We start from the raw sequence: 12,971 nt of genomic DNA, 5'->3' as shown, positions 1-12,971 counted from the left end.
TTCCTTAGAGCGCTTCCGCGCCCGAGATAATTTCAATCAGTTCATTGGTGATGACCGCCTGACGCGAGCGGTTAAACTCGATGGTCAGTTTGTCGATCATCTCGCCTGCGTTGCGGGTTGCGTTATCCATTGCAGACATACGCGCGCCCTGCTCCGAGGCGGCATTTTCAAGAAGGGCGGTGAAAATCTGCGTTGCCACACCACTTGGCAATAGATCTTCAAGGATCGCCTCTTCCGAGGGTTCGTAATCATAAGGCGTCTCGTTTGTCGCCTCACCTTCCGTCTCGAAGACGGCAGGGATGATCTGCTGTGCTGTTGGCACCTGACTGATCACAGATTGGAAGCGGTTGAAGAAGATCGTGGCAACATCAAACTCGCCTAGATCAAACCGTTCCATCACGTCTTTTGCGATGTCAGCCGCATTGGCATAGCCAACACGCTTCACATCACCCAGATCGATATGGGCAACCATATGATCCGCAAAGTCACGGTTCAGTTGCTCACGGCCTTTTTTGCCAACAGTGAGAATTTTCACTGTTTTGCCTTGGGCCAGAAGCTCCTGCACGCGGGCCTTCGCCAGACGCACGATCGTGGAGTTGAAACCACCGCACAGACCCCGCTCCGAGGTCATCACGACCAGAAGCTGGGTTTGATCGGAACCGGTACCAGCCAGAAGGCGCGGCGCGCTTTCGGACTGTCCAACCGACGCCGCCAAACCACCAACAACAGCCGTCATCTTCTCGGCATAGGGCCGAGCGGCTTCCGCAGCTTCCTGCGCACGGCGCAGTTTAGCCGCGGCCACCATCTGCATGGCCTTGGTGATCTTGCGGGTCGATTTGACCGACTCGATCCTGTTTTTTAGGTCCTTGAGACTTGGCATACCAAGGCCCCCTTACGAAAAGTCTGCAGCGAATTCTTCGATGACTTTCTTCAGTCGATCAGCAGCATCACCTTTGATTTTCGGATCGTCATTCGTGATCCAATCGAGGGTGTCTTTATGCTTGCCGCGCAGGTGCTGCAGAAGGCCTTTTTCAAAGCGACCTACATCACTTACCGCGATTTCGTCGAGGAAGCCTTCGGTACCTGCGAAGATCACGCAGACGATTTCAGCATTGGTCAAAGGCGCATATTGTGGCTGCTTCATCAATTCGGTCAGACGCGCACCACGGTTCAGCAAACGCTGTGTCGAGGCATCAAGGTCGGAACCAAACTGGGCGAAGGCCGCCATTTCACGATACTGCGCCAATTCCAGCTTAACCGGACCAGCAACTGTCTTCATCGCATTGGTCTGCGCGGAGGAGCCAACGCGGCTTACCGAAAGACCTGTGTTCACAGCAGGACGAATGCCCTGATAGAACAGATCGGTTTCGAGGAAGACCTGACCATCGGTGATCGAAATCACGTTGGTTGGAATAAAGGCCGAAACGTCACCACCTTGGGTTTCAATGATCGGCAAAGCCGTCAGGGAGCCCGAGCCGAACTCTTCATTGAGCTTCGAAGACCGCTCAAGCAGGCGGGAGTGGAGATAGAACACGTCACCAGGATAGGCTTCACGTCCGGGTGGGCGACGCAGAAGCAGCGACATCTGGCGATAGGCAACCGCTTGCTTGGAAAGGTCATCATAGATGATCAAAGCATGCTTGCCGTTGTCGCGGAAATATTCAGCCATCGATGTGGCAGCATAAGGCGCAAGGAACTGCATAGGTGCAGGATCGGACGCGGTCGCTGCAACCACGATTGAATATTCGATCGCACCGGTTTCTTCGAGCTTTTTCACCAGCTGAGCAACGGTCGAGCGCTTCTGGCCGATCGCAACATAGACGCAGTAGAGCTTCTTGCTCTCGTCGTCGCCCGCGGCGTCGTTATAGCTTTTCTGGTTCAGGATCGCGTCGAGCGCCACGGCTGTCTTACCAGTCTGACGGTCGCCAATGATCAATTCGCGCTGGCCACGGCCAATCGGGATCATCGCGTCAACGGCTTTGAGGCCAGTCGCCATCGGCTCATGCACCGATTTACGAGGGATAATGCCAGGCGCTTTCACGTCCGCAACACTACGGTCCTTGGATTTGATCGGGCCCTTGCCATCCAGCGGGTTGCCAAGACCGTCAACAACGCGGCCAAGCAATTCTGGACCAACAGGCACGTCCACGATGGAGTTTGTGCGCTTGACCGTGTCACCTTCTTTAATGTCACGGTCGGAGCCGAAGATCACGACACCGACATTGTCAGTCTCGAGGTTGAGCGCCATTCCCATGATACCACCTGGGAATTCGACCATTTCACCGGCCTGCACGTTATCGAGCCCATATACGCGGGCGATACCATCACCTACGCTAAGCACGCGGCCAACTTCGGCCACTTCGGCATCCTGACCAAAACTTTTGATCTGGTCCTTCAGGATTGCAGAAATCTCTGCTGCTTGGATCGCCATTATCCGACCTCTTTCATAGTGTTCTGGAGGGAGTTGAGCTTGGAGCGGATCGACGTGTCGATCATCTTCGAGCCCACCTTAACAACAAGACCGCCGATGAGGGTTTCATCAACGGTCGCATTCAGTTTCACGTCTTTGCCAACGCTGGCCTTCAAGGATTTGGCCAGTTTGTCAGCCTGCGTCTTGGTCAAGGCCTTGGCAGAGACCACATCCGCAGTAATTTCACCTTTATGATCCGCGATCATGTCGCGCAAAACGCGCAACAGGGCCGGAAGCACAAAGAGCCTACGCTTCGACGCCATCAGCAACAGCGTGTTCGTCGAAATTTCGTTGAGGGACATCGCCTTGGCGACAGCGCCAATCGCGGCCTGCGCTTCATCGCGGCTGTAGATTGGCGAGGAAATGACATCGCGCAGATCGGCACTTACAGCAAGCGCGGCCTCCAGCGCATCGACGTCTTGTTCCAATGCGGCGAGAGCTTTCGCCTCCGTGGCCAGATCAAACATCGCGGTCGCATAACGAGAGGCAATGCCGGTAGAAATGGAAGCTGGTTCGGACACGTCCACCCTTTCAACGTAATGGCCCAGTCACGCGAGAGTTGCGCGCCGGACGTTCAAAATACAGGCCAAACACTCGGCCCGAGTTTGCGTTAATTTCGCGTCGATTTAGCAGAGGGTGTTTCATGCTGCAACCGCTCAAAGACAATTAAAGCTGCGGCGCTTTTGCTTTATTTTAAAGGCCTTCTTCGATGTTCAGAAAACTGCGACGCTTTGAAGCTGCAAGATTCCGACAAAATTGGCAGGGATTCTTGCCTTTAATCGTCCAAATGCATGGAATGACTCGGCCCCACCAAGCCTGAGGCACCCGCTGGCTTTGGAACGCCTTCCAGCACTCGAAGCGGTTGGCGCACGCGTTCGGCAAGCCCGGGTCTTGTCGGGGCATAGACCTGTTTGGACGCCTCCACCATAATCACGCCGCCCGCGTAGTAAGATGATAATTTGCGCCCGACACGCTCGACCATGCCTGATGATTTCAACCAGAACCGTCCATGGCTTGGTGGCGCGAACAAGGCCGCGACATGACGCTCGGGCACAAAACCGTGCCGTTTGAGCTGCGCTTCCAACTGGCTGAGCGAATAGGGCCGCCCGAAACCAAAGGGCGTTGCGTCCCGCCGCGACCACAGCCCGCTGCGATTGGGCACGATAAACAAGGCGCGCCCACCCGGCCCCAAAACGCGCGAGGCTTCCTCTAATACGGCCGAGGGATCTTCCGAGGTCTCCAACCCATGCAAGCAAACCAGCCTATCCACAAACCCTGTCTGGATCGGCCATTGCCCTTCGCGGCTGAGCGTGGACACATTCTCCATACCCGCAGGCCATGGCATCACGCCTTGCTCGGCAGGCATCAACCCGATGACCCTGCGCGCTTTGGGCAAATAGGGCCGCAACAGAGGAACCGCGAAGCCAAAGCCAACCACGGTCTGGCCGTCTGCTTCTGGCCAAAGCGCAAGCATTTGATCGCGGATCGCCTTTTGTGCGATCCGGCCCAATCTAGTTCGATAATAAAACTGGCGCAGGTCCAGCACATCCAGATGCATTGCAAACCCCGATGCGGTGCGCGAAGGTCATGTTGACGCTCACCTTAGCCCCTCGGAAGAATAAAGCCATGCCTGAGACAACCCCTTCCGCTGAAATCGTCACGATCCCCTGCCTGCAGGATAATTACGCCTATCTGCTGCATGACAAGGCGACAGGCCAGACCGCTGTGATTGACGTGCCAGAAGCCGCCCCGATCGCCGCCGCGCTAGAGGCCAAGGGCTGGGTGCTGAGCCATGTTTTGATCACGCATCATCATTATGACCATGTCGATGGCTTGGCTGAATTGCTGAATGGCAGAAAAGGCGTTCAGGTGCTTGGTGCCACCAAGGATGCCCATAGGCTACCCCCGCTGGACCGCGCTTTGAGCGAAGGCGAAAGCATCACGATTGGTGATCTGACGGGGCATGTCTTGGACGTCTCGGGCCACACGGTCGGGCATATCGCTTTTCACTTCCCGCAAGCGCGCGCCGTTTTCACCGCCGATAGCCTGATGGCGCTTGGCTGCGGCCGCCTTTTTGAAGGCACGCCCGCGCAGATGTGGGAGAGCCTGTCAAAACTGGCCAAATTGCCGCCAGAGACGCTGGTCTGCTCGGGCCATGAATATACCGCCGCCAATGCAAATTTTGCGCAAAGTATTGAACCCGCCAACTCAGAGCTTAAGTCCCGTTCAGAGATGATCACACAGCATCGCACACAAGGTCTGCCGACTGTTCCCAGCCTTCTCTCGGAAGAATTGATGACAAACCCGTTCCTGCGGGCCCATCTTCCCGAGGTGAAAGCGGCAATCGGCATGCAAGATGCCTCTGATGTGGATGTCTTTACCGAGATACGATCACGAAAAGATCACTTCTAACCCGCGCAGCACCAGATGCGCCCGTAAAATATGCTGCGAAAAAGTGCATGGGGGCCAGTTTTCCCCCGCTAAAAGGTCAGATCGCAGCGTCAACCGCATTTTTTTCGTAAGTTTTGCTTGAAACCCGCGAAATAAAACCGAACGTTATAGTTATGAGGCCAAAGTCAGGCGGGCCACTGAAACACCCGTCGACGCAACGAAAGGAGCACATATCGTGCCGTCGTTTTCAAACACTCTTGAGCAGGCCATTCACGCAGCGCTGGCCCAAGCCAATGCGCGTAAACACGAATTGGCAACATTGGAGCATTTGCTGCTCGCCCTTCTGGATGAACCAGACGCGCTAAAGGTCATGAAAGCCTGTAGCGTTGACGTAGATGAATTGCGCACGACCGTCGTGACCTTCATCGACGAAGATCTGTCCACACTGGAAACCGATATTGAAGGAAGTGAAGCGGTTCCTACCGCAGCCTTCCAGCGCGTGATCCAACGCGCCGCGATCCATGTGCAATCCTCGGGCCGTACCGAGGTGACGGGTGCAAATGTGCTTGTCGCGATTTTCGCCGAACGCGAATCCAATGCCGCCTATTTCCTGCAAGAACAGGATATGACCCGTTATGACGCTGTGAACTTTATCGCGCATGGCGTTGCCAAGGACCCATCCTATGGCGAAAATCGCCCCGTTGCAGGCTCCTCGGACGAGGATGAAGACCCGATGTCCTCGGCACAGACAGGCGAAGGCGAGGCGGATAAAAAAGAATCCGCGCTTGCGAAATACTGCGTTGATCTAAACGACAAGGCCAATAAGGGCGATGTTGACCCCTTGATCGGCCGCGATCATGAGGTTGAGCGCTGCATTCAGGTGCTGTGCCGCCGCCGCAAGAACAACCCGCTTTTGGTTGGCGATCCAGGCGTTGGTAAAACAGCGATTGCCGAGGGTTTGGCCAAGAAGATCGTGGAAGGCCAAACGCCTGAAGTCCTGTCGAAATCGACCATCTATTCCCTAGATATGGGCGCGCTTTTGGCTGGAACGCGGTATCGCGGTGATTTTGAGGAACGCCTCAAGGCGGTCGTGACCGAGCTGGAAGATCACCCCGATGCGGTGCTATTCATCGATGAAATTCACACCGTAATCGGTGCGGGTGCGACATCGGGCGGTGCGATGGATGCCTCCAACCTGCTCAAGCCTGCGCTTCAGGGCGGCAAGCTGCGCTGTATGGGGTCGACCACTTATAAGGAATTCCGCCAGCATTTCGAAAAGGACCGCGCGCTCAGCCGTAGGTTCCAGAAAATCGACGTGGCCGAGCCATCCGTGGATGACGCGGTGAAAATCCTGCGTGGGATCAAATCCTATTTTGAAGACCATCACCATGTGAAATACACCGCTGATGCGATCAAGACCGCGGTGGAGCTGTCCTCGCGTTACATCAACGACCGCAAATTGCCGGACAAAGCCATTGATGTGATCGATGAGGCGGGTGCCGCGCAGCATTTGCTACCCGATAGCAAGCGCCGCAAGACCATAGGCACCAAGGAGATCGAATCTGTTGTCGCCAAGATCGCCCGCATTCCGCCCAAGAACGTCTCCAAGGATGACGCCACGGTCCTCAAGGATCTCGAGGTCACCCTCAAGCGTGTGGTCTTTGGGCAGGACAATGCCATCGAGGCGCTGTCCAGCGCGATCAAACTGGCGCGTGCAGGATTGCGTGAGCCTGAAAAGCCAATTGGCAATTACCTCTTCGCGGGCCCAACAGGTGTGGGCAAAACCGAAGTTGCCAAGCAATTGGCAGATACGCTCGGCGTGGAATTGATGCGCTTTGACATGTCGGAATACATGGAAAAACACGCCGTTTCCCGGCTGATCGGCGCCCCTCCCGGCTATGTCGGCTTTGATCAGGGCGGGCTGTTGACCGATGGCGTTGACCAGCATCCGCATTGCGTCTTGCTGCTCGACGAGATCGAAAAGGCCCATCCCGATGTGTTCAACATCCTGCTGCAAGTCATGGATCATGGGACCTTGACCGACCATAACGGTCGCTCGGTCGATTTCCGCAATGTGATCTTGATCATGACATCGAATGCGGGTGCAGCCGAACAGGCAAAAGCGGCAATCGGCTTTGGCCGTGATCGTCGCGAAGGTGAAGACACTGCCGCGATTGAACGGACCTTCACGCCTGAATTCCGCAACCGTCTGGATGCCGTGATCAGCTTCGCGCCACTTGGCCGCGAGATCATCATGCAGGTGGTCGAGAAATTCGTGCTCCAACTCGAAGCGCAATTGATGGACCGCAATGTGACGATCGAACTGACACAGCCCGCCGCTGCTTGGTTGGCCGAGGAAGGCTATGATGATCGCATGGGCGCGCGCCCGCTTGGCCGCGTGATCCAAGAGCATATCAAGAAACCGCTGGCCGAAGAATTGCTATTCGGCAAGCTTGCCAAGGGCGGAAACGTCAAAGTGGGCGTCAAGGATGGCAAAATCGATCTGCGGATCGAAGAGCCTGAGAAAGCGCGCATTTCGTCTAAAAAGCCCCCGCTTCTCACGGCGGAATGACACAGCGCAGTTTAAGCTTTGCGGCGGCCCTTTCGGGGGTCGCCGTTTTTGCATCCAGCGCCCTTGCCGATGCCCCCTCCCTGCTCTTCCCAGTCGATTGCGAATTGGGCGAGACCTGTTTCCTGCAACAATTCGTTGACCGCGACGCAGGGCCCGATGCCCGCGATTTCACCTGTGGGCCGCAAAGCTATGACGGGCATCAAGGCACCGATATCCGCCTCGCCGATTTTGAGGCGCTGAGCCTTGGCTGGCCCGTGCTGGCCGCTGCCAGCGGAACCGTTCTGGGCAGCAGAGATACCGTCGCCGATGACGGCATCGCGATGATGCCTGAGGGGCAGGATTGCGGGAATGGTGTGGTGCTGGACCATGGGGATGGCTGGCAGACCCAATATTGCCATTTGGCCCAAGGCTCGGTCACGGTTCAGCAGGGCGATACGGTCGAGGCGGGGGCCGCTTTGGGCCAAATCGGGTTCTCTGGCCGCTCTGAGTTTCCCCATCTTCATATGACGCTGCGCCATAACGGGCAGGTCATCGACCCATTCGATCCGACCGAGACCGCAAGCTGCGGGATCGGTGCGCCTGACCTTTGGATTGAGGATATCAGCCATAATGCGGGCGATGTGATGTCGGCGGGCTTTGCGCAAGACATCCCCGAATTCGAAGCCATCAAACAAGGCACTGCCGATGCCGCCTTCCTGACCCGAACCGCCCCTGCCCTTGTGCTTTGGGGCTTTGTTCACAGTGCCCGCGCGGGCGACCAGATCAGGATCTTGATCACTGATCCCGACGGCGTGGTGTTTCATGACCAATTGGTCGAGTTAAACAGGACCCAAGCACAGCTTTTCCGCGCCTCGGGCCGCCGCGCACCAAATGGGGGTTTGCAGGCAGGCCTGTATCGCGGGCAAGTCTCACTGCTGCGCGGCGGGCTCGCGATCAGCCAGCGCAACACCCAGATCGAAATCCGTTAGCGCTCGGTCAGTTTCAATTCGATACGGCGATTCTGCGCCCGTCCATCCGCGCTGTCATTGCTTGCAATCGGGCGGAATTCACCAAAGCCCGTGGCGGCCAAACGGAAAGGCGGGATGCCCAGTTCTTCGCTCATATAAAGCACCACTGACAAAGCGCGTGCTTGGCTCAACCGCCAATTCCCTGCCCCGTTATCCGCGCCGAAAAGCGGGATATTATCGGTGTGACCATCCACGCGGATAATCCAATCAATGGCCTCGGGTATGTCATCGGAAACCTCAAGCAAAAGCTGCGCGACATTGGCAATCTGCGCGCGCCCCTCAGGCAGCAATTCCGCAGAAGCCGAGGTAAAAAGCACCTCCGAGGAGAATACAAAACGGTCCCCTTCGATCCGCACGCCTTCGCGTCCCTCAAGCAATTCACGCAAACGCCCGAAAAACTCTGAGCGGTAGCGTTCAAGATCCTGCGCCTCAAGCGCCAGCCGCGCGGCTTCCGCCGCCTCAAGATTGGCCCGCGCGCTTTGCTCGGCCGCAACCTGCGCCAGCGCAGCATTCAGGCGGCTACCCAAAGCCTCGATCTGCACCAAAGCTTCGGCATCCCGCGCCTCAGAGGCATCGAGCAGCGCTTGCAACGCGCCCAATTGTGACCGCAAGGCCGCGATCTGCTCATTAAGAACCGCAATGCGACGCTGCCCTTCGGCTGATTGCGCCTCCACCTCGGCCAATTGCTGGTTGGCCACCGCAAGCAGCGCGGCTTGGCGTTCCGCCTCGGTGAGTTGACGGTCTTCCATCTCGGCAATTTGGGCCGCCAATTCATCCCGAGAAAACGAGGCCGCGGCCAGCATGGTCAGGGTTTCCTCGGCTTCGCGACGCTGTTCTTCCAAGGCCAATGTCATCGCGGTCAACTCGGCATCAGCATTCTGAAGGCGTTCGCGCAAAGCCTCAGCCGCGGCGGCCTCCACAAGACGGGCGGCCTCCTCCTCAGAAAGGGCTGTCTGGAGGCGGTCAATTTCGCTCAATTGCCCTTCGGTTTGCGTCTCCAGATCAGCCACCAGAGCCTCAAGGGCCTCGCGACGGGCGGCTGCCAAACGTGCGGCTTCTGCGGCGGCATCTATCTCGCTGCGGGCCTGTGCAAGCGCAAGGTTGAGCGCCTCGCTTTGGCTCAGGCTTTCGGCCAATTCGGCGGCCGTAGCATCTAACTCGGTGGCCGTGGCATCCCGCTCGGCAATCGTAGTATTCAGCTCGGCGGTCAGCTCGGAATTTGCGGCCAGAAGCGAGGCAACCTGTTCCTCGAAACTGGCAATCTGCGCGGTCTGTTGGGCATTTGCCGCATTCAGCGTTGCGATCAGGCTTTGTTGCGCCTCGATCTCGGCATTGGCCTCCTCAAGGCTGGTGCCAAGGGTGGCCACCCGCGCCTCCAAGCGATCCGCGCGCCCCTGTTCGAGGCCCAATGCATCCGCCAGTTCATTGAGTTGCGAATTGAGAAGGTTCAGTTCTTCGTCTTGCGTGCTGATCTCTTCGCTTAGAACAAATTGAACCACCATGAAGATGGTCAGCAGGAAGATCATCACCATCAAAAGGGCAGTGATCGCATCCACAAATCCCGGCCAGATCGCGGCGGTAAATCGGTTGCCTGTCCTACGGTGGAAGGCCATCGCGGATTACTCTTTCGCCTTGGGCGCGCGGCGCGGCGCGGGGGCATCATTGGGTTCCGGCGTCGCAGCCGCTTGGGTCAAGGCGCGCAAGGCCGAGCTGAGTTCGTTGATATCGCCGCGCAGGGCCGAAATTTCCTGCTGCCGCCCTGCCCCGATTTCCTCAAAAATCTTGAGCAATTGCACATCAATCGAGCGCAGGCGCATCTTGGCCTCGTCATCCATACCGCCGCTATCGCCCTGCATCGACAGCATGGCCTCAGATAGGCGATCTTGCGCCACAGCCAGACGCTCCGTGGCAGCCACCTGCCCCGGGCCCAGTCTTTCCGTCAAATTCTCGACCGAAGCCGCCAATGAAATCAGGCGGTCTTCTGTCTCGGCGCGGCGTGTCTCGGAGCGTGCAAAGAGGCTCTCGAGGCTGTCGATCTGATCCACCATGTGGTCCAAAACGGTCGCCACCGCTGCGCGGTCAATACCGCCGCCCTCGCCATCGCCCGTGGAGAACCCGACACGCGTGATGGTCGAGAGCCATTCCTCCATCTCGCGGTAAAAGCGGTTCTGGCCATGGCCTGCGAACAACTCCAGCAGGCCCACAACCAATGATCCCGCAAGCCCAAGCAGCGAGGACGCAAAGGCTGTGCCCATGCCGCCCAATTGATCCTCAAGCCCTGCCATCAGCCGCCCGAAGACAGCCATCCCCTCCTCGCCCTCGGTTGGTTGCAGCGAGCGGATCGTTTCAACAACGGCAGGAACGGTGGTGGCGAGACCAAAGAATGTACCCAAAAGGCCAAGGAAAATCAGAAGGTTCGCAATGTAGCGTGTGATATCGCGGCTTTCTTCCATCCGCGCACCGACCGAATCCAGAACCGAACGCGACGAGGCGGTTGAAAGCTGCATCCGCGCGCCACGCCCCCGCAGGACACCCGCCAAGGGCGCCAAAAGCTGGGGGACACGATTGCTTTGCGGGCCTTGCAAGCCCGATGCGGTGTTCTCGATCCATGAGACCGAGGAATAAAGCTGCAATACCTGCCAAAAACAGGCCAGCACACCCACGAGAAACACAACGGCGATTGTGCCGTTCAGATAGGGATTGGCCAAAAAGACAGGCTGGACCATCGGGAAGATCAGCACACTCCCGAAGGCAAACAGCCCGCAGATGATCAACATCAGCAAAATCTGACGCGTCGGTCTGGTGAAACGAAGCGCCTCGGCGCTGTCTGCTCTGCTTGTCATTGCGGTTCTCTGACGCTTGCTTGGCCTGTCGCGGACAGACTAGCCGCGTTCCGCCGCGCTGCCAACACTCGCCTTTAGCTGCAGCACGCGCTCGACAAGCCAATCAAGATCGGGGTCTGCCAACCCCAGAGAGGCCAGATGCGATGCGGTTTGGAGAAGATATTCATCATTCGGGCCACGCCCCCCCACCGCTTGGGCGATGATTTGGGCTTGGTCCTCCAAGGGCATGCCGCCCAGATATTGCTCATGATCGCCGTCGATCACATAGGTCAGCACATCGCCTTGCGCGGGACCATCATGGAATTGGAGCCTCTGACGAGTTTCGACATAGGCCGAGGAAATCAGTTCACGTTCGCGCAAATAGGCAATCGTGGCCTCTTCACTGCCCGTTTCCGCGCGAAAGGCGATCCCGTCGCAATAACTGTCAGGCGCAACATCAAGGGCCAGCACCAAGCCCGGAGCCTCGGGCGTGCCGCGATGATGGATAGAGGACATGCAAAAAGACCGATGCCAACCGTCGAGCCGCGCAACACGGCGCTCGGCCACTGGAAAGCCGGGGTTCCAGATCAGGCTGCCATAGCCAAACACCCAAAGAGGATCATGCGACATCGGATTGGTCCTTTCTTCAACTCTTGCCTATATGCAGGGTAAAGGCGGGTTTGAAGGGGAATCGAAGCCAATGCGGAAACTGATCTGGGTTATCGTCATCTTGACCGCTGGTTGGGGGGCGATCTGGTTTGCAGGGTCAAAGGCCAGCGAAGCGCTTTTGGCGGGCTGGCTGGAGGATCGCGCGGCCGAGGGCTGGCTGGTGAATTATGCCGAGCTCTCGACAGGCGGGTTTCCAAGCTTGCTCAGAACCGAGATTTCGCAATTGCAACTGGCCGATCCCGAAACAGGATGGGCATGGGAAGCGCCCTTGGTCATTTTACAACAACGCCCGTTGCGCGCCGATCAAGTCACCGCCATCTGGCCAGATCAGCAAAGCCTTGCCTCGCCCTTCGAGCGGCTGGAGATCACCAGCAGCGAGATGACCTCGGATCTGGATCTGCGCCCCTCGGCCAATCTGGCCCTTGATCTCTCGGAGACGCAATTGCGCGATCTGGCGATTGCCAGCAGCGCGGGTTGGTCCAGCAGCCTACGCACAGGCACGCTTGTGGCGCAACGGGTCGAGGGCGAAGATCAGCTTTATGATCTGGTCTTCGAGGCCGAGGGCTATGTACCGCCCGAAGGCGCATCCCGCATTCTGGACCCTGCGGGGCTTTTGCCTCAGGAAATCGAAACCCTGCGCATCGAAGGGCAGTTCGGGTTTGACCGCCCATGGGATCTGGATGCGATTGAGGTTGCGCGCCCGCAATTCACCTCAATCGAGCTTGAGGAAGCGCAAGCAGTGTGGGGCGATATGCGATTGCGCGCCTCAGGTGATTTGGTGGTGGATAGCTCGGGCAGACCCGCAGGCGAGATCGCCATCCGCGCCGAAAACTGGCGCGCGATGCTTGATCTCGGCGTGAATGCGGGCGTAATTACAACGGATGCGCGCCGCATGATTGAGCGTGGTTTGGGCTTTCTGGCAGGGCTTGGCGGCGATCCAGATAATCTTGACGCGCCTTTAAGCTTTCGGGATGGGCTGATGTTTTTTGGTCCGATACCGATCGGGCAAGCGCCACAATTTGTTCTGCGTTAGGGGCTTT

Annotated in this window: 11 protein-coding genes; 4 read left to right on the top strand and 7 right to left on the bottom strand. The window is 57.7% G+C overall.

What is annotated here, in order from left to right:
* Positions 1–4: 4 nt before the first annotated feature.
* The 4 genes from ACTYEO_RS01845 to ACTYEO_RS01830 all read right to left on the bottom strand — a co-directional run bounded on the left by ACTYEO_RS01845 (position 5) and on the right by ACTYEO_RS01830 (position 4,028).
* Entirely contained in the window at positions 5–880 is an 876-nt protein-coding gene (locus ACTYEO_RS01845; RefSeq protein WP_449322002.1) for a F0F1 ATP synthase subunit gamma, read from the bottom strand.
* Positions 881–892: 12 nt separating this feature from the next.
* Positions 893–2,431 (bottom strand): F0F1 ATP synthase subunit alpha, encoded by a 1,539-nt coding sequence (gene atpA, locus ACTYEO_RS01840; RefSeq protein ID WP_449322001.1) that lies wholly within the window; start codon positions 2,429–2,431, stop codon positions 893–895.
* Positions 2,431–2,991: a F0F1 ATP synthase subunit delta gene (locus ACTYEO_RS01835; protein WP_449322000.1), complete on the bottom strand. Its 561-nt coding sequence runs from the start codon at positions 2,989–2,991 to the stop codon at positions 2,431–2,433. The genes atpA and ACTYEO_RS01835 overlap by 1 nt, the downstream gene beginning before the upstream one ends.
* A gap of 254 nt (positions 2,992–3,245) precedes the next feature.
* A complete protein-coding gene (locus tag ACTYEO_RS01830) occupies positions 3,246–4,028 on the bottom strand; it encodes a class I SAM-dependent methyltransferase (RefSeq protein WP_449321999.1) in 783 nt (260 codons plus the stop codon).
* A 68-nt stretch (positions 4,029–4,096) separates the two neighbouring features.
* Here ACTYEO_RS01830 and gloB point away from each other — a divergent pair, with 68 nt between their 5' ends.
* From gloB to ACTYEO_RS01815, 3 genes are all read left to right on the top strand, one after another.
* Positions 4,097–4,882, top strand: coding sequence for a hydroxyacylglutathione hydrolase (gene gloB / locus ACTYEO_RS01825; RefSeq protein ID WP_449321998.1), 786 nt, complete (start codon positions 4,097–4,099; stop codon positions 4,880–4,882).
* Positions 4,883–5,096: 214 nt separating this feature from the next.
* The gene (gene clpA / locus ACTYEO_RS01820; protein WP_449321997.1) at positions 5,097–7,433 is read left to right on the top strand and encodes an ATP-dependent Clp protease ATP-binding subunit ClpA; all 2,337 of its coding nucleotides are present in this window, start codon (positions 5,097–5,099) and stop codon (positions 7,431–7,433) included.
* The gene (locus ACTYEO_RS01815) at positions 7,430–8,401 is read left to right on the top strand and encodes a M23 family metallopeptidase (RefSeq protein WP_449321996.1); all 972 of its coding nucleotides are present in this window, start codon (positions 7,430–7,432) and stop codon (positions 8,399–8,401) included. The genes clpA and ACTYEO_RS01815 overlap by 4 nt, the downstream gene beginning before the upstream one ends.
* Here ACTYEO_RS01815 and ACTYEO_RS01810 read toward each other — a convergent pair.
* The 3 genes from ACTYEO_RS01810 to ACTYEO_RS01800 are packed head-to-tail and all read right to left on the bottom strand — an operon-like array spanning position 8,398 to position 11,892.
* Positions 8,398–10,053, bottom strand: a complete 1,656-nt coding sequence (locus tag ACTYEO_RS01810) for a peptidoglycan -binding protein (RefSeq protein WP_449321995.1) — start codon at positions 10,051–10,053, stop codon at positions 8,398–8,400. The genes ACTYEO_RS01815 and ACTYEO_RS01810 overlap by 4 nt on opposite strands.
* A gap of 6 nt (positions 10,054–10,059) precedes the next feature.
* Positions 10,060–11,283 (bottom strand): biopolymer transporter ExbB, encoded by a 1,224-nt coding sequence (locus tag ACTYEO_RS01805; protein WP_449321994.1) that lies wholly within the window; start codon positions 11,281–11,283, stop codon positions 10,060–10,062.
* A 39-nt stretch (positions 11,284–11,322) separates the two neighbouring features.
* Positions 11,323–11,892 carry a gamma-glutamylcyclotransferase gene (locus ACTYEO_RS01800; protein WP_449321993.1) on the bottom strand — a complete coding sequence of 190 codons (570 nt, stop codon included), beginning with the start codon at positions 11,890–11,892 and terminating at the stop codon, positions 11,323–11,325.
* A 70-nt stretch (positions 11,893–11,962) separates the two neighbouring features.
* Here ACTYEO_RS01800 and ACTYEO_RS01795 point away from each other — a divergent pair, with 70 nt between their 5' ends.
* Complete coding sequence (locus ACTYEO_RS01795; protein ID WP_449321992.1) at positions 11,963–12,964, top strand: DUF2125 domain-containing protein; 1,002 nt, start codon at positions 11,963–11,965, stop codon at positions 12,962–12,964.
* The last annotated feature ends 7 nt before the right edge of the window (positions 12,965–12,971 follow it).

It is taken from the genome of Rhodophyticola sp. SM2404, from assembly GCF_053570515.1.
The sequence above is the reverse complement of the archived record's forward strand: the minus strand, read 5'-3'. Positions and strand labels throughout refer to the sequence as shown.